Origin of the sequence: Polaribacter sp. Hel1_85 (genome assembly GCF_000766795.1) — a bacterium.
Lineage (GTDB): Bacteria > Bacteroidota > Bacteroidia > Flavobacteriales > Flavobacteriaceae > Polaribacter.
In genome coordinates this window covers 1,073,854-1,095,167 of the sequence record NZ_JPDS01000002.1, presented here as the reverse complement: position 1 = coordinate 1,095,167, position 21,314 = coordinate 1,073,854, and the positions used below count along the sequence as shown (strand labels likewise).

The window sequence follows — 21,314 nt, the reverse complement described above, 5'->3', positions numbered from 1 at the left end:
AATAACTTGATACTGCTGCACAATTTAGGTTGTAAAAACCCTATCTATCAATTGTGATTTACATAATGATTTTGCTAAACATTACCAACTATAGGTTTCTTCTGTATAATAATTTGTATACGTACCAGAACCATCTGAATTCCATTGATATAAAGCTGTTAATTTATTAGAATAATACACTTTTAAATTACCAGAGTAATCTAAAGTGTTAGATTCTAATATCAATTTATAATCATCAGAATCTAATTCAATTTTAATTTCATTATCATTTACCCACCATTTTACTGCTGAAATCACCTCATTATTATAATACATTTTTACTTCTGCATAACTACCATCTATTAATTGGTAACCATCCATTAATTTACCTGTTAAATCTGGTGATGTTATATAATAGGTAAAAGAATACCTGTCTGATTCTTCTGTGATAGTATACTCTACACTTGTATCTCCAGAAGACCAAGTGTAGGTTTGTTTATTTGCTAAAGAGGTTGATTTTACTGCAGTTTTTGTTGTTGATTTACTTGAAATTGCATTTGCAGGAATTGTAAATAACTGTGCAAATGAAGAGCTTAATTGCCTTAAAGATTCAAATTGCATATTTGCTTGTATAGCATACTGATTACTTGAATTTGATAAACTTTCTGGCACTGAAAGGTTCTCTATATCTTCTTTAAAATCTTGCATTACAATTTCTGATAAATTGCCATTTTGATCAAGATTTTCATCATCATTAGAACTACATGAAGAAAATAAAACTATTGTACTTAATATTGTAATTAATAATAAGTTTTTAATTTGTTTGATGTTTGTGTTTTTCGTTTTCATAACATTTTTATTTAATAATTAATTTTTTTGATTGTATTCCTTTTTCTGATTTTACTCTTATAAAGTATATTCCTGTTGATAAATTAGCAACGTTAATATCTAATTCAGATTTGTTTAATCCATTTTGGCTGAAAATTTTATCACCTAAAATAGTATAAACATCTACTTTTTGAAGTTTAGTATTATTAGTTAATGAGACTGATACTTTTGATTTTGCTGGATTTGGATACACTAATAATTCTGTGCTTTGCGCTGTAAAATTATCTGTTGATAAAACACTAGACTCACTAACTGTCAAACTAAACAACCCTGTATCAGACTGAATGTCTGCACTTTTAGAGTTATCTGTTTCTAACCACACTCTTAAATAAAACGGAGTACCTACTTCTAAGTCTTTTAAAGAAATTGAAGTTCCACAAGCAATTGCACTTATACTTGCACAAGACTGGTAAATGGCAAATTTTACAGTTCCTATTGGAGAGGAACCTTCTATACTAAATTCTCCTGTACTTGGCACAACAACAGTATACCAAACATCTGTAAACACATCTCCAACAGCACAACTTGGGTTCGTATTTTCTGTTGTACCACTAATTACATCTCCAGGAGTTAATTGCCCAAAAGTTAATGGAATTGCTTTAGAACAATCGTCATTTAAAGGTGCGCAATCTATAGAGTAGTTGGCTGTATCATCTTTATTTGTCCAATTTGAATGACTGAATGAAACATCATCTACTTCTATACAGATTAAATTTGGATTACCTGTTACACTAAAATTGGTGATTTTTGTGTTATTCTCATTTTTCAACATTAAATCTTCTAATAAATTATCATCTAAATCCAACCAAAATAATGCTGTGTTTTCTCTAATATCCAAAAATTTTAATTGATTATCATTTGCTATAAATGATAATAATTTTTTGTTGGAAATTAAATTTATGGTAGTCAATTGATTTTTATAACAAGAAAGAGTTTCTAAATCTATTAGTTGATGAACATCTAGAATGCTTAAACTATTTTCGCCTACATCTAAATTTTTAAGTTTTATGTTGTTGGATATATTTAAAGTTGAAAGATTATTATTAGCAATAAATAATTTTTCTAGTAGCAAGTTTTTACTTAGATTTATTGTCGTTATCTGATTATTTGCTGCACTTAACTCAACAAGTGCTGTGAAATCTTGAATACCTGTTAAGTTTGATATGTTTTTATCATTAACTATAACTTGAGTTATATTTTCTATATCTGCTGTTAAAACTTGCCCATTTATTGTGTTATCAGAATCTATATTTTGATCAATTAAATATTGCTCGAAGTTTGTATCTGGAATTGAAGTGTAATCTTTTCCAACAATATCACCTTCTGTAATGGTTCCAAAATCTTTCCAAACATCAGCAGTTTCATAGGATGTTTTAGTATTTATAGGTACATAAAGTTTTGCGCTTGAAGTATTAACTTGACTAAAAGTAAGGTTAGGAACATACAATGGATTTGTCCATTTTACACTTACTGCCTCCAATGATGTGTTGTTATGAAATGCATAGTTTCCAATAGAAGTAACTGTTTCTGGAATGGATATATTTATTAAACTTGTACAATTAGCAAAAGATTCTGACTCAATAGTTGTTAAAGTATTACTTAAAATTATATTAGTTAAACTTGAACATTTAGAAAATGCAAACCCTTCAATAATTGCAACAGAGTCAGGAATTTGCACTTCTTGTAAACTAAAGCAATCACCAAAACCTCCATGTGGAATTTTTCTAATTGATGATGATAATTGTATTGTTGATAAATTAGTACATTTAAAAAATATATAGTTACCTATACTTAAAACTGAATCTGGTATAGTAATAGTTTGAAGATTATTACAACTTTCAAAAGCACTTTGACCAATTTCTTCTATTGTACTTGGTATTGTAATATTTATTAACCCACTACAACCTTCATAAGCAGCTCTACCTATTTTTGTTATTGAAGAGTTTAAGTTGAGGTCTGTTAAACTATCAGAAAATCGGAAAGTGTAACTAGGTAAAACACTTATAGTGTTTGGGAGATTTACTGTTGTTAAACTATAACAAGAACTAAATACATACTCCCCTAAAGTAGTAACAGAGTTTGGAATATCAACAGAAATTAAACCTGTTCCTGCAAGAGCAGAATCTTTTATCTCTCTTAAAGATATAGCTGTTGATAAATCAATAACTTTTAAGTCTTCACAACCAGCAAATACTGAAGAACCTAAAACCTCTAAAGAAGTTGGTATATTAACATTAACTACACCTGAATTTGAAAAAACACCATATGGTAGCTCTGTAATATTATTAGAAAGTGTAACATCTGTTAATTTAGGACAATTAGTAAAAGCACTTTCACCTATATCTGTTACAAAATCTTTTATTATTACTTCTGCTAAGTTTTCGCAAGTATCAAAAGCATTTTTTCCAATAGCAGTTATGTGATTTGGAGTGGTAAATGTTGTTAAACCTATACATTCAGCAAAAGTTCTATCTGGAATTGTATTTATAGAATTAGGTAAGTTTATAATGTTTGTTATACCAAAACAATTTTCAAAAACTGAAGAACCCATAGAAGTTACTGAATTGGGTATATTAACTTCTGTAAAAGCTCTACATCCAGAAAAAGCACCATAACCAATAGTTAAAAGTGAATTAGGAAAATCTAAATTATTTAATTTTAAACATGTATTAAAAACCTCATCTCCAATCTCTGTTAATGCTGGTGGCAATGTTAAATCTACTAACTCCCAACACTTTTTAAATGCTTCTTTTTGTATTGTTGTTACCGAATTTGGAATAGTTATAGTTGTTAGTTTTGAACAGTTAAAAAATAATTGCTCATTTATAATATTTAGATTATTGGGTAACTCGACTGTCGTTAATTTACTACAATTTGCAAAAGCTGATTTTCCAATACTATTTACTGAATTTGGTATGGTAAGTGTTATTAAATTTGCACAATCTGCAAAAGAAGCATCTCCAATAGTTTTTACAGAGTTTGGCATAGAAACAGTTTCTAGATTTGACGTATTTGCAAAACCTGTAGCTGCTATTTCTAAAACAGAGTTTGGGATAGTAACTTGAGTAATGTCTGTACAATACCTAAATGCACTAACACCAATTTTAGTAATTGTGTAAGTTGTTCCTAAATTATCAATAGTGCTTGGCAATGTTAGAGCACCAACATAACAAGAATTTGCAGAAACTTCTACCTCTTGATTTACGTTATCTGTAATTGTATAATTAATTCCATCAACAGTAAAATCTTGTGCTTGTATACTTCCTACAGAAATAATAAAGGCGAATATTAATAGTAATCTTGTTTTCATAGCTTTTTATTTTAAAATCCCATTTTTTTGTAATCATTTGTGTTGATAGAAACATTTTTATCAGAAATACCTATAACCTCTATTGTAAATTTTTTTCCATTTTGTATGGTATTCATTTCTAAAACAAAACCAGAAAAATTGGGGTTATTCATTTTCATACCCAACATTGGCAAAGCTTTATTTTGAATAGGAAATTTTTTAGAAATCCAAAACGAAGTACTTCCTTTTTGGTTAGTGTAATTATAATCTACCTTAACTTCTTCACACAAATAGCCTATAATTGTTTTAGTTTTTCCTGTTTTTTTGTATTCAAAATCGCCTTCTTCTGGAATTTTATCTTCCATATTATATTGGTCTCCCATTTGTTCTATAGAAGTCGATTTTTTAATTTTCATTCCCCCCATATTCATAAACATTGTCATTGCTTTTGGAGTGTTTACAATCAACATTTCTTGACCTTGCATTTCTTTAGGAGCAACAGACATTCCATAAATGTCTGGATATTTACCAATAAAAAATTCTACAGTTTGAGCATCACCTCTATCATCTGTCATTTTTACTTTAATACCTTTATTAAAACTAAAGGTTGATGGAATTTTCACTGTTGGTAAAGCTTTACTTAACATTTCCATTTTTTCATCTTCTGTAAGAGTATCAACTGGATCTTTTTCTTTCGTTTTAGTCTCTCTTGTTATTGTGTATTCTGGATCGCTTGAAGTAACAAAACCATCAATAGTCATTGGTTTTTTATCATAATAACCTTCTTCCAATTGTCTATTTGTCTCTATATATTTACTTAATGTACCATTAGCAGAAAAAGAAATAGACAAACTATTGTCTTTAACAAATTTTACTGTAATAGTTCCGCTTTCTACTTTGTTTTCAAATGCACCTTTCCAAAGTTCTTTTCTGTTTTCTCTTTCATCTAATAAAGGATCATATCCAATATACAAATTGGCTTCGCTTGGAATTTGAAATGTTTTTCCTTGCTTAAGATCTTCAAGTGAAGTGTTTTTTATTGTAATATTATAACCATCAAAAACATCTGCACTTGTTGTGCCCCAATGTCCTTTTATTTTGAATTTATTACCAATCTTATTAACCTTAGCTCTACTTACGTGACTAATTTTAATAGTAGGGTAAGTGTTAGAATGATTTATAGAAGCAGATCCGTAAGATTTTAATCGATCATCAATCGTATTTGTTTTTGGGGCTTCTTTTTTAATTGCCTTCTTTTTACCTTCTAATAAGCTATCAATTTTCTTATCAGCTTCTTTTTCAATTTTATTTTCTACTTTCTGTTGAACTTTGTTTTTTAATTTTTTCCAAAATTGAGCATTCGTAGTATTCACAAAAAATATTGATAAAACTAGAAGTGTGGTTAGTGTTTTGTGGTTAGTGTTTAGAATCATTTTTAAAGTATTTTTTTTGTTTAATGATTCTAAAACCAAAAGGTTAACATTTTTTTATTTACTTTTATTTTTTTGTTAACCTTTCACTTTTTCAAACATTAATGAGCGAACATCAACTTATCTTACTTTTAAAAGAATCTGATAAAGAAGCGCTTAAAATGGTATACATAGAAAATAGAATTCCTTTTATCAATTTTGCTCGAAAATTTAAAGTTTCTGAAAATGATATTGTTGACGCATATCAAGACGCAATTATTGTTTTATCTGAAAAAGCTTTTAAAGGAGAAATAGACAACCTAAACTGCTCTGTTAAAACCTATTTGTTTGGCATTGGTAAGTATATATTATTTGAAAAAGCTAGAAAAACTCAAAAAAAAGTGCTAGATTTTCCTTTAGAAAAAGAAGATTATAATTACAAAAGTATTGCTGAAGATTTTTTTGAAGAAGCACCAAACAAATTAGAACTTTTGTTACAAAAAGGGTTTGCTTCTCTTGGCAAAAAATGTAAAGAAGTATTACGACTTTTTTACTACAGAGGTTTTACTATAGATGAAATTTCTGATAGATTAGGCTACAAAGATAAAAATGTAGTAAAAAGTCAGAAATCTAGATGTATTAAACAATTAAAAGAAAAGATTAACAACTAACTCATGGAAGATAAAGAGTTTGATAAACATCTAAAAAAAGCAATTACTACTGAAGAACGTAAAATTCAGAAAGCATTCTTACGTTCTATTGAAACTTCATTAAAAACCTCTAAAAAGAGATTTAATTGGCAGATTGCTGCCTCTATTGTTATTCTTTTAGGTTTCAGTGGTTATTTTCTGCTATTTAATCAGTCTTTAAGTAATGAAGAATTGTACTCTAAATATTTTTCTCCTTATGAGAATGTTGTAGAACCTATTGTTAGAGATCAAATAAATCTAAGTAAAAAAGCTCAAATTTTCAGTTTGTATGAGCAAGGAGAATATGAAAAAGCAATTGATGGCTTTAATCAATTAACACCTCAAGATTCTATTGATGTTGCTACTATTTGCTTTTACAAAGCAAATTCTTATTTACAGTTAAAACAATTTGAAAAAGCAAAAGCACTGTTCAGTCAAACTCAAAACACACAAGAATGGAACCAAGAAAGTATTTGGTATTTAGCTTTAATTGCTATAAAATTAGATGATACTGATGCTGCTTTAATCTATCTAAAAAAACTGCAGAAAAAAAACATTAAAAATGAAGCAACTAAAGAGTTAATCAAATCAATAAATTAATCTTTTTCTTGCAAGCAAAATATATAGAATGACTTTAAAATCTAAAATACTGTTTTGTTTTCTTTTATTTCTTTTAGTATTTAATACTCACTCGCTATTTGCTCAATCAGAAAAAACAAATAACATTATTAAACAATTAAGTGATTTCTATCTCTTAAATAAAACTGATAGTATTATTTCTTTTTCTGATAAAGTATTAGAGAATTTACAAACAAAAGCTTCTACAGATAGTTTGTTATATGTCAAATTATATCAGTATAAATACACGGCACTTCATAAAAAGAAGAAAAGCATAAAGAATTTAGCATCATTAAATAAAGGAATATCCTATTGTCCAAATACCTATACTGGCGATAGTTTAAAAGCAGCATTATATAATACAAAAGCATATTTAGAAAGTGAATTAGGTAATGCTATGCAAAGTTACAAGAGTATTACAAAATCACTTAAATTATTAGACAAACTACCCAATCCAAACCCTGGTTCTGTAATGGGTGCTTATTTGCTTTTATCTAATAAAAATGCCTATTATGGTAATTTTGAAAAAGCAAAACAGTACATGCGTTTAGCTGAAAATATTTATAAGAGAAACAAAGCTTATTTAGATAAAAACACTTGGGAATTGAATGGAAATAACCATAGAATGGGAGTTATTTTAAAGTACCGTAAAATATACATGTTTTGGATATTGTCTAAAAACTCTAACGATAGTTTAACTCTTATAAATACGATGAAAGATTTGGAGAAAATGCATAATAAATCTGACTTTCATAAAGAAGAAAGGATTTATTATAGTTCTGCTTTAAATCATATAGGAGATTGGTTTGTTTCTTACAAACACGATTCTTTAACAACAAAAAAAGATATACAACTAGGTTTAAACTATTTATTAAAAACACACAATTTAGTAAAAAACAAAAATTATCCTGGTACACTTTGGGCTATCAAATACAACATTGCAAAAGCTTATTCTAAAGGAAATTTATTAGAAAAGGCAGACAGTATTATGACTGATTTGTTTAATGGTATTTCTGAAACGGATGGTAGACTTCCTTTTTTTTACGCTCAAAAAGCGTTGATAAAAGCCAAGAAAAACCAAAAAGATAGCGCCATAATTTATTTTAACAAATCCATTCAAAAAATTCATAGTAAAAATGATTCTTTAACTACATATTATACCAACTTTAAACCAAGTAAAAGTTATAATCATACGCGTTTGTTGTTAAGAATTAATGAAGAATTGAACAACTATTATCCAACAGACACAATTGTTCAACAGAAAATAAGTAAACTTTATTATTTAGCTTTACAACAATTTGAAAATAGTTATTTAAACATCAACTTTAATAAACAACAAAACAGACAACTTCGTAAAATTATTAAAGGAATTTTAAATTCGAAAAAAACTGGTTTTCTTGATGATTATCAACATCAAAAAACAATTTTAAATAAGTTTGAAATTTTAAAAAACCAATTGGCCTGGAAAAAGTTTTACGAGAGTCGTTATACAAATACATTACCAGAATTAGACTCTGTAAACCAAAGAAATACAGTATTGGCTTCTTTGCTTAGTAAAGCAAAAATCAGAAAGAATATTCCGCAAAGAGATTCAATTCAAAGGCTTATTCAAAAGCATGATTCTTATAAGAAGAAACAATTTCCTCAATTAGAATTGTTGAGTAATTTTGAATTTTCTATCGAAAATTTACAAAAAAAATTAACCTCTAAAGATGTTATTTTAAAATACATATTGTTAGAAAATGAAATTGCTATTTATCAAATTTCTAAATCTAGTTTTAAAGTTCATTTAATTCCATGGACAAACATTGAAGCGCAAAAATTGAGTGATTTTATCTACAAAACTCGTAACAGAAAAAACACTCTTAATTTAGGTAGTCAATTAGGAAAACTTTTAATACCTAAACTAGACAAACAAATAGACCACTTAATTATTAATCCAGATGGAATATTGTTCAAACTTCCATTTGAAGTTTTACAAATCAATAAAAAATTTGCAACCGAAGATTATCATATAAGTTATACTTCTAATTTGGGTTTTGTAAACTATACTGCTAATAAAACAGCTACATCAAAAGAAATACATATTTATGCTCCAAGTTATGCCAATACTACACCTACCTCTAATAGTAGAAACAAACCTTCGTTTTTAAAAGGAGCAAGTAATGAGGCTAAGAACATTAGTAAATTGTTTCCTTCTCAACTTTATAATGATAGTAATTTAACAAAATCAACCTTTATTAAAACTGCAGGAAAAGGTAAGATTTTACATTTAGCAATGCATGCAGAAGTAAATGAAGATTTCCCAGAATTGAGTCGTTTGCTATTTAGCAACAATTTAGAAAATGAAGATGATCACTTGTACTTAGAAGAATTATATGGTTTAAGTTTAAATGCAGAATTAGCTATTTTAAGTGCCTGTAACACAGGAGCTGGTTTAGATAAAAACGGAAACTTAGAATCTTTTCAAAGAGCCTTTACATTTGCTGGTGTACCCACAACAGTAGTAAGTTTATGGCAAGTTCCTGATATGGCCACAGAACAAATAATGCTATTCTTTTACCAAAATTTAAAAAATGGACAAGCAAAGTCTGAAGCTTTAAGAAATGCTAAATTGAGTTATAAAAACAAATATGCAGATAGCAAACTTTCTGCACCTTATTTTTGGGCTGGTTTTGTGGTGTATGGTAATGACTCTCCTGTATTTCAAACTTCATATAATTATTCTGCAATTATTATAATAGTTCTAATCATTATTGCTATCGCTTATTGTTTTACTAGAAAAAAATTCTTAGTTAAGTAATTTAAGCGCTATATAGTTTTTATTTAATCCCAAATATCAATAAAAAAAACTAAAAAAAGCACCACAAGGTTGTGATGCTTTTCATTATAAATTGGCTAACCCCCTACAGTTAATCAATAAATAAATATTAAATTTTTTCTAATTTTTTGCATTTCCCCCAAAATGCACTACAAAAATAAGGGGAATTATCTGTTATAAATTCGATTTTGTATAAATGGTTCTAAATACTGTATAAGTTACATTAAATACAAACAAAATGCAAACATTATATCGTTGTTTATTATAAAATAACCTTATTGTTGTTGAATTATAAGGAATAAAAAAATCTAAATAACTTAAATTTGATTGCATTAAAAAAGCATCACTGTTTAGTGATGCTTTTTTAATAGATATTGGTTAACCCCCTACAGTTAAACAATAAATAAACTTAATTCTTTTTCTTAAAATTGCATTTCCCCCAAAATGCTCTACAAAAGTAAGGTGAAACATGTGTTTAAAAATTAGCTTTTGTATAAATGGACCTAAAAACTGTATAAATTGCATTAAAAACAAAGCAACACGTATTTTCTATTTAATTAAAACAAGCAAAATGTAAATATTATAGTATTTTTGGATAAAATATTTTTTATGTTAACATCAGTTATTGTTGATGATGAGCCAAAAGCTATTCAAGGTTTATCTTGGGAATTATCTAATTTTAGTGATCAAATAAAAGTAACTGCCACTTTTAATGAGCCAGAAAAGGCTTTAATTTATCTGGCTAAAAATAATATTGATTGTCTTTTTTTAGATATTGAAATGCCAACAATGGATGGTTTTCAGTTTTTAAGTAAACTTAAGTCTAGAGATTTTGCTGTAGTAATTACAACTGCTTATAATGAATACGCTATAAAAGCATTAAAAAATGATGCCATAGATTATTTATTAAAACCTATTGATACTGATGATTTAGAAGAAACAATTGCAAAAGTTAAGAAATACAACTTTAGATCATTAAATTCTAATAAAGTAGAAAAAGTATTATTAAACTTTAACAAGAAATTAGACAACAAAAAAATTACAATTAATACCGATGGAAAACTAATTTTTTTAGAACCCAAAGAAATCCTTTTTATTGTATCTGATGGTAATTACTCTACAATCCATACTATAGATACTAAAAAAATTGTTGTTACTAAAAAGCTCAAAGAAGTAAACGCTTTACTTCCAGATGAAGTGTTTTTTAGAATACATAACTCTTACATTATCAACTTAAAAAAAGTAAAAGAATTCTATAAAACAGATGGTTATGTAATTTTAGAAAACAATCATAAAATCCCTGTTTCTCGTCAAAAGAAAGCAGAATTTTTAGATAAATTTTAATTCATGAAAGTAAAATTATTTACTGTTATTTTTTTGATTTTAAGTGTTGTTTCTTTTTCCCAAAAAAAAGAAGTAAATGAACAAATAGAATATCTTGTTAGAAATAAATTTTCATCACTAGATATTATTGATTCTGTTTTTATAACAAAGAGAAAAAACAAGGAGTTATTAGAATTACTAGTAAAAAGAAGTGAAGAGAATTCTTATTTGCAAGGGCAATTTTATGGCTCTAATGCTTTGGGTAGATACTATAGAGATCATTCACTTTTTAACAAATCTATTTCTCAATATAAAAAAGCTCTAAACATTAGTGTCAAAATAAAAGACACTCTTTCTGAAGTTAAGATATTAAACTCTTTAGGTTCTGTATATAGAAGACAAGATGATATTAGAAATGCTTTAAATTATCATCAACAAGCATTAGATAAAGCTATTCGTATTAAAAACCCTAAAGTTAGTATTAAAAAGAGCATTAGTATTTCTGAAAACAGCATTGGTAATATTTACATTGCCTTAAAACAATATAAATTAGCACTAAATGAGTTTAGCAAATCTATTGTTATGCAAAAAGAACTTGGTCATAAACTTGGCCTTGCAATTAATCATCAAAATATAGGAAATGCACATGAAGAATTGGGTGATTTAGATAAAGCTCTTCAAAATTATCATAAATCTTTAAGTTATAATAATCAAATTAATTCGAAAATTGGTAGTATAATTTGTGGGTATAGCATTGCTAATGTTCTAATAAAACAAAAAAAATATGAACAAGCTTTTGTTACTGTAGATACAGTTTTACAAATAGCAATAAAAGAAAAAGATAAATACTACCTTTCTAATACTTATAACACATTAGGTTTGGCGCAATTAAACCTAAATAAACTTGATGAAGCAAAAAATAGTTTAACTACTGCTTTAAATATAGCCACAGATTTTAATGTACATACTATTGTTGTTAGAGCTAATGAAAACTTGGCTTTATTATACGACAAGAAAAAAAATTACAAAAAAGCATACTCCTTTTATAAAAAAGCAAAAGAAGAAGACGCTAAAACCTTTAACGAACGTAATTTACTGTATGTTAGTGAGTTAATAAGTAAATATGACAAGGAACATAGTGAAAACCTAATAAAAGATTTAGCAAAAAAAAATGAAATAGCTCAACTACAAATTACAAGAAATAGAAATCTATGGATAATGGCTTTAAGTATTTTTGCATTAATTGCTGTGGTTGTATTTTCTATTGATAAACAAAAAGGATTAAAAAATGAGAAAAGAATTCTTTCATTAAAACAAGATGCTTTAAGAAGTCAAATGAATCCTCATTTTATGTTTAATGCTTTAAACTCTATTAAGTTATATATCATTGAAAATGACCAGAAAAAGGCAACTTCTTACTTAAATAAGTTTTCAAAATTAATGCGAAAAATACTAGAGGCTTCTTCTATACAAGAAACTACTTTGGCTGAAGAAATAGAAACTATGAATCTATACATGAGTATAGAAAATATCCGTTTTTCTAATGAGATAGACTTTACAATTAATGCTGATCCATCTTTAAATTTAGAAACAATAAAAATTCCACCTTTAGTACTACAACCTTTCTTAGAAAATTCTTTATGGCATGGTTTATCTTCGAAAAAAGAGGATAAAAAAATGACCATTCAAATTAGTAAATTATCTTCAGATTATATTCAAATTGATATTTCTGATAATGGAATTGGACGTAAGGCTTCCGCTAAAATAAAAGCTGAAAAATCTATTAATAGAAAATCTGTAGGAATAAACTTAACTAATGAAAGGTTAACCAACTTTTCAAAAAATTTAAGAAACGATTATTCTATTATTTATAAAGATTTAGTCGATGAAAACAACAATGCTTTAGGAACAAAAATTATTATTAAATTACCGATTTCTTAAATGCTTTTGAGCCACTTTTTCTAACTCTTCATACCAATCTTCTCCAAATTTTCTAACCAAGGCTTGTTTTACAAACTTATAAACTGGCACTTGTAACTCTTTGCCTAAAGAACAAGCATCGTCGCAAATTTCCCATTTATGGTAATTTACTGCTGCAAATTCACTGTAATCTTTTACTCTTACTGGATATAAATGACAAGAAACAGGTTTTTTCCAATCTATTTCACCAGAATTATAAGCTTCTTCAATAGCACAAAGAGCAGTTTTTTTCTCATCAAAAATAACATAAGCACAATCAGCACCATTAATTAATGGGGTTTCTAATTCTCCCCACTCACTTGTAACCCAAGTTCCTTCTTTTTCAATTACCTCAATTCCTTCTTTTCTTAAAAAAGGTTTTACTTTCGGATAAATTTCTTCCAAAATTTTAGTTTCTTCTTTATCTAAAGGAGCTCCAGCCTCACCGTCTACACAGCAAGCACCTTTACATGCAGATAAATTGCAAACAAAATCTTTTTCGATAATATCTTCTGAAACTATAGTTTTTCCTAGTTGAAACATGTCGCAAAAATAGTATTATTTTTTTCTATAACTTTACGTTTACATAAACTAAGTTTTCTAATTTTGCAAAATATATAAAAACTCATGAATTTTAATTTTAAAGAAACATTTACTGCTTTTATGGTTTTGTTTGCAGTAATTGATGTTATTGGTAATATTCCTATTATTATAGACTTACGAAAAAAAGCAGGTCATATTCAGTCTGAAAAAGCTTCATTGATTGCAGGTTTTATTATGATAATTTTTTTATTTTTAGGACAAAGTTTATTAAAACTAATAGGAATTGATGTAAATTCTTTTGCTGTTGCTGGTTCTTTTATCTTATTCTTTATTGCTTTAGAAATGATTTTAGGAATTACATTATATAAAGACAATGAAGATGATGTCAACGCAATTACAGCTTCGATTTTCCCTTTAGCTTTTCCATTAATTGCGGGTCCAGGAAGTTTAACAACCTTACTTTCTTTAAGAGCAGAATTTCATATAGAAAATATTATAATTGCCGTTTTATTAAATGTTATTTTAATTTATATTGTATTAAAAACATCCTCTAAAATAGAACGTATTATTGGACCAAATGGAATTCAAATAATTAGAAAAATATTTGGTGTAATTTTATTAGCTATTTCTGTAAAATTATTTGCAGCAAATATTAAAATGCTTTTTATTTAAAATGAATTTTGATGTTCTTATTATTGGTGGTGGTGTCTCTGGAATGCAATGCGCTTTAATATTAGGCTCTGCAAAAGACAAACCTTTTGCTATTGATAAAAATATTGGAATAATTGCTCATCAAAAATCTTCTCATTTACAAGATGCATTGTTTAATAATGTGTTAGGGTTATCACCTAAAACTTTAGGAAAAAATATTTTACTAGAAGGAAAAAAACAACTTTCATCTTTATACCCTCATATTCATCAAATAGAAAACGAAAAAGTTTTATCGGTTATAAAAAATAAAAAAGGATATCAAATAAAAACAAATAATAATACTTACTTCAGTAAAATAGTAATTATTGCCTTAAACTACTCTAAGCCATTTACAATAAAAGGCATAGAAACCTTTATAGAACCTCATCAAAGAGCAAATCCAATAAAAGATAGAATTCAACTTAAAAACAACAATCACCTTATAAAAGAAGGTTTATATTGTTGTGGAACAATTGCTGGTTGGAGAAGTCAGTTTTCGATTGCAGCAGGAAGTGGTGCAAGTGTAGCTACAGACATATTAACTCTTTGGAATAACAATCAGCCCACAAAAGTACATGACAAAGTATGATGGAAATCATATTTTAAAGCCCTTGTTATATATAATTTTACAATCAGAAATCGAATTAATAAGAATTTGATAATTTCTGATAAACTATTTTAGGTAATATTATTAATATCATAAACATTAAAAGGGTTACAAAATGGAAATTAAAAAAAATCCAAAACAACAATTAGAAAATTACAGCAAAATTTTCTTACAAATAGGGTTAGTATTAACACTATTTATTACATACACATTAATTGAGCACAAAACATATGAAAGGAGTGACCTTGGAAGCTTAGGTCAAGCAAATATGATTGATGATATGAAAGAAGATATTCCTATTATCGAGATTCAAGAAGTAAAACCACCGCCAAAAAACACACCACCTCCAGTAGTTGAACAAATAACAGTGGTAGAAGATGAAAAAGAAATAGAGGAAACAGTAATTGAATCTACAGAAACAGATGAAGATGAAGGTGTTATTATAGATACTGAAGATATAATTGAAGTTGAAGAAGCCGAAGAAGTTGAAGAAGATATTCCTTTTATATTAATTGAAAAAGTGCCAGTTTACCCAGGTTGTAAAGGTAATAATACAAAACTAAAAAAATGTTTTACAAAAAAAGTAACAGAACATTTTGGTAAAAGGTTTGATGTTAACTTAGCAACTGAATTAGGTTTACAACCAGGAAAAAAGAAATTATTTGTAATTTTTACAATAAATAAAAAAGGTAACATCGCAAATGTTAGAGCTAGAGGCCCACATCCAAGATTAGAAAAAGAAGTAGTTAAGATAATTAGTTCACTTCCAAAAATGACACCAGGAAAACAAAGAGGAAATCCTGTAGGTGTTAGTTATAGTATACCCATCACATTTGAGGTTAGAACATAAAACAAAAAAAATCCAGCTTAAAGCTGGATTTTTTTTGTTTTAAATCCTCAAAAGATTACTCTACAGTAACCGATTTTGCTAAATTTCTTGGCTGATCTACGTTCTTATTCAACATTACAGCAATATGATATGATAATAATTGAAAAGGAATAGTAGTTAACAGTGGAGTTAATGCTTCTTCTGTTTCAGGTATTTCAATTACATGATCTGCAATTTCTTTTACTTGTGTATCACCTTCTGTAACAATCGCAATTATCTTACCTGCTCTAGACTTTATTTCTTGAATATTACTAACTACTTTTTCATAATGACCTTTATTTGTAGCAATAACAAAAATTGGCATATTCTCATCAATTAAAGCAATTGGTCCATGCTTCATTTCTGCAGCAGGATAACCTTCTGCATGTATATAAGAAATTTCTTTCAGTTTTAAAGCTCCTTCCAAAGCAACAGGGAAGTTAAATCCTCTTCCTAAATACAGGCAATTTTTTGCATCTTTATATACAGCTGCTATTTCTTTAACTCTCTCATCAATCTTTAAAAGTGCTTCTACTTTTGCTGGAATTAATTGCATTTTTTGTAAATACATCCTAAAAGCAGAATTTGATAATGTACCCTTTGATTTTGCTAATTTTAGAGATATTAATGTAAGTACAGTTATTTGTGTTGTAAATGCTTTGGTAGATGCTACTCCAATTTCTGGCCCTGCATGAGTATAAGCTCCAGCATGAGTTTCTCTCGCAATTGATGAGCCCACCACATTACAAATTCCAAAAACAAAAGCTCCTTTAGATTTTGCTAATTTTATAGCTGCTAATGTATCTGCAGTTTCCCCTGATTGAGAAATAGCAATAACAACATCATTTGGAGTAATAATTGGGTTTCTGTATCTAAATTCTGATGCATATTCAACCTCAACAGGAATACGAGCCATATCTTCAATTAAATACTCTCCAACTAAACCAGCATGCCAAGAAGTACCACAAGCAATAATTATAATTCTATTTGCATTCAAAAATTTATTAAGATTGTCATCTATACCAGACATTTTAATAATCCCTTCGTCAGGTAACATTCTTCCTCTATAAGTATCTATAATAGCTTTTGGTTGTTCATGAATTTCTTTTAACATGAAATGCTCATAACCACCTTTTTCTATTTGTTCTAAACTTAATTTAAGCTTCTGAACATTAGTATCAACCATAGTATCGTCTTTAATTTTACGAACTTTTATGTTTTTACCAATCTTAATAATAGCTAATTCTTCATCTTCTAAATAAATAGCATCTTTAGTATACTCTATAAAAGGTGAAGCATCCGAAGCAATAAAAAACTCTTCATTATCTTTTCCTACTCCAATTGCAATAGGGCTTCCTAAACGAGCTACAACTATTTCATTTGGTTTTGTTTTATCAAAAACAGCAATAGCATATGCACCTATTACATTGTTTAAAGCCAATTGAACGGCTTTACCAAGCTTACAATTTTCTTGTTTTTTTACTTCTTCAATTAAATTTACAAGAACTTCTGTATCTGTATCACTTTTAAAAACATACCCTCTAGAAATTAATTCTTTTCTTAAAGTATCATAATTTTCAATGATACCATTATGAACTATTACTAGATCTCCTGATTGAGAAATGTGTGGATGAGAATTAACATCATTTGGAACTCCATGAGTAGCCCAACGTGTATGCCCAATTCCTATACTTCCTTTTTTTCTTTGTTCTTCTTTATTAGTTATTTCTTCTAGATCAGAAACTTTACCTTTCGTTTTAGAAAGCTGTATTTCTTTACCATCATACATCATTACCCCAGCACTATCGTATCCACGATACTCTAATCTTTTTAACCCATTTATTACAATTGGGTATGCTTCTCTAAAACCTATATAACCAGTTATTCCACACATAACAATTATTTTTTATTCATTAATTCTTTTTCTCTGAGTAAGATATCTTTAACTCAGCTTTTTTATTTCCATTTATATCAGAATGATTAAAAAGAGTTACAGCTTTAGGGTTCCAACTGTAATTCTTATGAATTGTATCTGAAATAGATACAAAAGATTTTAAATCGGTAGATTTATTAATCACTTTAAGTCTTAATTTTGTATTTAATGAGTAACCTGTTTCTCCACTTAAAATATCTGAGATATAATCGGTTATTTTAAATGTATATCTTTTATTTCCATCTTCATCCTCTTCTAATAGCCCTCCAAAAGAGGTAAACCCCTCACTAATAGCATCTTTTATATGGCTAAAACTTGTTTCATCACTTTTATACAAAAATAACTGATAAGGTATTGCAGTAATATCTACTTCTTCATTCACATAAAAAGTTAAAGAAGCATCGTTTATTAATAAATCATCTCTTAACTCATCTATCTTATCTGCTAATCCATCTCCATCAGAGTCGGCTCCAAAAAGTTTTATTGTAGCTTCACTACCTGCAGCTCCTTGTAAAATAACCTGATTATTTACAGGGTATACTTTATCTTCCATTTTATAAGTACTTGTTCGTATTCCTGATAATAAAAAACTATCATTTTTATGAATTGTATCTATAACGACTCCTCCTGCAACAACCGAATTTGTATAATAAACTTCTATTGAAGGTTTAACTGTACCACTAAAATTAAGAGAAATTAAAGATCCTTCATTTCCTGTTGCTTCCAAAATAACTCCTCTAAAATAGTTGTTAAATGCATCTTGAGAATCAAATTCTGCTGACTCATATTTATCTAAAAATAATTCTTTTATTTTATCTTCTTTTAAAGGAATTACAGCAAAAGGAAGAGGAATTGTAGATGTTGTAGAACTTGTATAAGTAACAGTATCTATTGTTGCCAATGCACCATTACTTAACCACCTTTTAACTAGAATAGAATCAGTTAATGCTGGTAAAAACTTAAAATCTGTAGTAACATTTAGTTCACTTCCTGTTTTTTCAAACACATCAACATCATTTGAACTATAACTATTAACTTTTGACGGATCTGTTGGATCTAATCTACTTAAGTAAGTACTTGTTTGGTATATATTTAAATTAAAAGCCTTAGATTGATTACCAATTATAGAATCTAATTCATATGCATCTCCATCATCATTTAACGTTACCTGATATGGTAATCTTAAAAAAACAGTATCTACTTTTGTCACAACAGTAGTATCAGAATCATACACATTTGCATCATCAACAACTTGAAGCGCTGTACTAATAGCTAATTGAGAAACAATAGAAGCTTCTATTTTTTCATAATCATCACTTGCATGAACTCCTAATAAATATTGTCCAGGTTCTGCAGAAATATTATCTGATTTAACACTAACAATAGGGCTATTTTCAATCTCAATATCAACAAGTAAACTACTTGTGTCAAACTTTGTATTACTAATAATACCTGAACCAATATCTGTAAAATCCTTTTCACAAGAAATAACAGCTGTAAATATCAATATTAAAGCGACAACAGATGTGCTTTTTTCAAAAATTCTCCTCACTTTATAATACTTATTTGGCTGCAATTAAATCAGCATAAAAATTTAAATAACTCTCTTTCATGTTTTCAACTTGATGCTCTAAAACTGGTATTTCTTTTTCTTCTAAGAAAGAAGACAATTCTTCAGAAATTGTTTCACTACCATGTATAATTGCATCAGAGTTTTCAATGGCACTCTTTAATATATTTGTAAAGTTTGGTGTTTTAACTGTGGCTATTTTTTCGTCTTTTATATTATCAAACTCCAACTTTTCAGCTAAAGTTTCATCTAAACTTCCTTCAAAAGGGTTGTCGTATAAAGAAGTAATAATTTTACTTTCTGTAAACAAAGGTTCTTCTTTATAAAATTCTTTTAAATAAAGAGGTAAAAGAGAGGCCATCCATCCATGAACATGAATAATATCTGGCGCCCAATTTAATTTTTTTACAGTTTCTACAACTCCCTTTGCAAAGAAAATTGCACGCTCATCATTATCTTCAAACAACTCATCATCTTCATCTGTAAAAACGGCTTTTCTTTTAAAATATTCTTCATTATCTATAAAATAAACCTGCATTCTTTCTTTAGGGATAGAAGCTACTTTTATAATTAATGGCATATCCATATCGTTAACAACCAAGTTCATACCAGACAAACGAATTACTTCGTGTAATTGGTGTCTACGCTCGTTAATAACGCCAAACCTTGGCATAAAAATTCTTGTTTGTACTCCTTTAGAATGTGCGTTTTTTGCAACATTAAAAGCTGTTGACGATAATTCTGTTTCTGGTAAATAAGGAACTACTTCCGATGAAACAAATAATATTCTCTTGTCCTTCATTAAATCAATCTCTTTTATACGAAGCGCAAAAATACAAATTATTATGCTAATATCGTGTTAAAATGGTAAGTTTGCAGACTTTACTTAATTTCTAAGGATGATAATATTCAATACTAAACAAGAAATAAAATCTTACTTAAACACTCAAAATCAAGCAAATAAAACTATTGGTTTTGTCCCAACAATGGGTGCATTACATGAAGGTCATTTGTCATTAATTAAAAAAGCAAAGAAGAAAAACGACCTAGTTGTAGTCAGTATTTTTGTAAATCCCACTCAATTTGACAATAAAGAAGACTTAGTAAAATACCCAAAAACTTTTGAAAACGATACTAAATTATTAGAAAGTGTTTCCTGTGATGTCTTATTTTTCCCTTCAGTTGAAGAAATTTATGAAGATAATATTTCATCAGAAAAGTTTGACTTTGATGGTTTAGAACATCAAATGGAAGGAAAATTTAGAGATGGTCATTTTGATGGAGTTGGAACCATTGTAAAAACCCTTTTCGAAATTGTAGCACCTCACAGAGCTTATTTTGGTCAAAAAGATTTTCAGCAGTTACAAATCATTAAAAAAATGGTAAAAAAGCATCGTTTAAATGTAAAAATTAAAGGATGTCCTATTTTTAGAGAAAAAGATGGTTTAGCAATGAGTTCTAGAAACACTAGATTATCTAAAGATCGTAGAGCAGCAGCTCCTTTTATATATAAAACGCTTAAGAAAGCTCGCAAAAAATTTGGCATAGAAAATGCTATTAAAGTAACTGAATGGGTAGAAAATCAATTTAAAAAACATCCTTTTTTAGAATTAGAATACTTTACAATTGCTGATGAAAAAACACTAAAAACAGTAAAAAAGAAAGAATCTAATAAGAAATACCGTGCTTTTATTGCAGTATTTGCAGGAGAAATACGATTGATAGACAACATTCGATTAAAAAACGATTAACCAAAAAAATACTATTTTTGCCATATGTTAGTACAAGTTGTAAAGTCTAAAATCCACCGTGTAAAAGTTACAGGTGCAGATTTAAATTATATAGGAAGCATTACCATAGATGAAGATTTAATGGATGCAGCCAACATTATTGAAGGAGAACGCGTTCAGATTGTAAACAATAATAACGGAGAACGTTTAGAAACATACGCAATTCCTGGACCTCGTGGAAGTGGAGAAATTACTTTAAACGGAGCTGCAGCCAGAAAAGTTGCTGTAAACGACGTTTTAATTTTAATTGTTTATGGATTTATGGATTTTGAAGAAGCTAAAAACTTTAAACCATCATTAGTTTTTCCTAACGAAAAAGATAACACACTTACATAGGT

17 protein-coding genes are annotated in these 21,314 nt (G+C 28.0%); 10 read left to right on the top strand and 7 right to left on the bottom strand.

Annotation, left to right across the window (positions count from 1 at the left end):
* Positions 1 to 81 precede the first annotated feature (81 nt).
* Genes PHEL85_RS11975 through PHEL85_RS11965 form a run of 3 tightly spaced genes read right to left on the bottom strand, consistent with a single transcriptional unit; the run spans position 82 to position 5,589 of the window.
* Positions 82 to 828: a hypothetical protein gene (locus PHEL85_RS11975; protein ID WP_036825288.1), complete on the bottom strand. Its 747-nt coding sequence runs from the start codon at positions 826 to 828 to the stop codon at positions 82 to 84.
* Positions 829 to 835: 7 nt separating this feature from the next.
* Positions 836 to 4,177 (bottom strand): leucine-rich repeat protein, encoded by a 3,342-nt coding sequence (locus tag PHEL85_RS11970; protein ID WP_036825287.1) that lies wholly within the window; start codon positions 4,175 to 4,177, stop codon positions 836 to 838.
* Positions 4,178 to 4,188: 11 nt separating this feature from the next.
* The gene (locus PHEL85_RS11965; protein ID WP_036825284.1) at positions 4,189 to 5,589 is read right to left on the bottom strand and encodes a hypothetical protein; all 1,401 of its coding nucleotides are present in this window, start codon (positions 5,587 to 5,589) and stop codon (positions 4,189 to 4,191) included.
* 101 nt (positions 5,590 to 5,690) lie between these two features.
* Here PHEL85_RS11965 and PHEL85_RS11960 point away from each other — a divergent pair, with 101 nt between their 5' ends.
* The 5 genes from PHEL85_RS11960 (at position 5,691) to PHEL85_RS11940 (ending at position 12,957) form a co-directional block, all read left to right on the top strand.
* Positions 5,691 to 6,236 carry an RNA polymerase sigma factor gene (locus PHEL85_RS11960; protein ID WP_036825283.1) on the top strand — a complete coding sequence of 182 codons (546 nt, stop codon included), beginning with the start codon at positions 5,691 to 5,693 and terminating at the stop codon, positions 6,234 to 6,236.
* Positions 6,237 to 6,239: 3 nt separating this feature from the next.
* The gene (locus PHEL85_RS11955) at positions 6,240 to 6,854 is read left to right on the top strand and encodes a tetratricopeptide repeat protein (protein WP_036825282.1); all 615 of its coding nucleotides are present in this window, start codon (positions 6,240 to 6,242) and stop codon (positions 6,852 to 6,854) included.
* A gap of 28 nt (positions 6,855 to 6,882) precedes the next feature.
* Positions 6,883 to 9,675, top strand: coding sequence for a CHAT domain-containing protein (locus tag PHEL85_RS11950; RefSeq protein WP_036825279.1), 2,793 nt, complete (start codon positions 6,883 to 6,885; stop codon positions 9,673 to 9,675).
* 627 nt (positions 9,676 to 10,302) lie between these two features.
* Positions 10,303 to 11,037, top strand: coding sequence for a LytR/AlgR family response regulator transcription factor (locus tag PHEL85_RS11945; protein ID WP_036825278.1), 735 nt, complete (start codon positions 10,303 to 10,305; stop codon positions 11,035 to 11,037).
* Positions 11,038 to 11,040: 3 nt separating this feature from the next.
* Complete coding sequence (locus PHEL85_RS11940; protein ID WP_036825277.1) at positions 11,041 to 12,957, top strand: tetratricopeptide repeat protein; 1,917 nt, start codon at positions 11,041 to 11,043, stop codon at positions 12,955 to 12,957.
* Here the strand turns inward: PHEL85_RS11940 and PHEL85_RS11935 are convergent.
* Positions 12,943 to 13,518, bottom strand: a complete 576-nt coding sequence (locus PHEL85_RS11935) for a DUF3109 family protein (RefSeq protein WP_036825275.1) — start codon at positions 13,516 to 13,518, stop codon at positions 12,943 to 12,945. The genes PHEL85_RS11940 and PHEL85_RS11935 overlap by 15 nt on opposite strands.
* 84 nt (positions 13,519 to 13,602) lie before the next feature.
* Between PHEL85_RS11935 and PHEL85_RS11930 the strand changes: the two genes are divergently transcribed.
* The 3 genes from PHEL85_RS11930 (at position 13,603) to PHEL85_RS11920 (ending at position 15,665) form a co-directional block, all read left to right on the top strand.
* Entirely contained in the window at positions 13,603 to 14,190 is a 588-nt protein-coding gene (locus PHEL85_RS11930) for a MarC family protein (protein WP_036825274.1), read from the top strand.
* A gap of 1 nt (position 14,191) precedes the next feature.
* Positions 14,192 to 14,797 carry an FAD-dependent oxidoreductase gene (locus PHEL85_RS11925; RefSeq protein WP_036825273.1) on the top strand — a complete coding sequence of 202 codons (606 nt, stop codon included), beginning with the start codon at positions 14,192 to 14,194 and terminating at the stop codon, positions 14,795 to 14,797.
* Between the two features lie 133 nt (positions 14,798 to 14,930).
* Entirely contained in the window at positions 14,931 to 15,665 is a 735-nt protein-coding gene (locus PHEL85_RS11920; protein ID WP_036825271.1) for an energy transducer TonB, read from the top strand.
* A 55-nt stretch (positions 15,666 to 15,720) separates the two neighbouring features.
* On the opposite strand, the gene glmS is transcribed toward PHEL85_RS11920, so the two are convergent.
* From glmS to PHEL85_RS11905, 3 genes are read right to left on the bottom strand one after another with little or no spacing between them, the layout of a single operon-like run.
* Positions 15,721 to 17,577, bottom strand: coding sequence for a glutamine--fructose-6-phosphate transaminase (isomerizing) (gene glmS / locus PHEL85_RS11915; RefSeq protein WP_036825270.1), 1,857 nt, complete (start codon positions 17,575 to 17,577; stop codon positions 15,721 to 15,723).
* Positions 17,578 to 17,596: 19 nt separating this feature from the next.
* Positions 17,597 to 19,168 (bottom strand): DUF4270 family protein, encoded by a 1,572-nt coding sequence (locus PHEL85_RS11910; RefSeq protein ID WP_036826318.1) that lies wholly within the window; start codon positions 19,166 to 19,168, stop codon positions 17,597 to 17,599.
* A 10-nt stretch (positions 19,169 to 19,178) separates the two neighbouring features.
* A complete protein-coding gene (locus PHEL85_RS11905; RefSeq protein ID WP_036825268.1) occupies positions 19,179 to 19,988 on the bottom strand; it encodes a glycogen/starch synthase in 810 nt (269 codons plus the stop codon).
* A gap of 97 nt (positions 19,989 to 20,085) precedes the next feature.
* On the opposite strand from PHEL85_RS11905, the gene panC reads away from it, so the two are divergent.
* Positions 20,086 to 20,937 carry a pantoate--beta-alanine ligase gene (gene panC, locus PHEL85_RS11900; RefSeq protein ID WP_036825266.1) on the top strand — a complete coding sequence of 284 codons (852 nt, stop codon included), beginning with the start codon at positions 20,086 to 20,088 and terminating at the stop codon, positions 20,935 to 20,937.
* Positions 20,938 to 20,961: 24 nt separating this feature from the next.
* On the top strand, positions 20,962 to 21,312 hold the full coding sequence (panD, locus tag PHEL85_RS11895; protein WP_036825265.1) for an aspartate 1-decarboxylase: 351 nt from the start codon (positions 20,962 to 20,964) through the stop codon (positions 21,310 to 21,312).
* Positions 21,313 to 21,314: the final 2 nt, after the last annotated feature.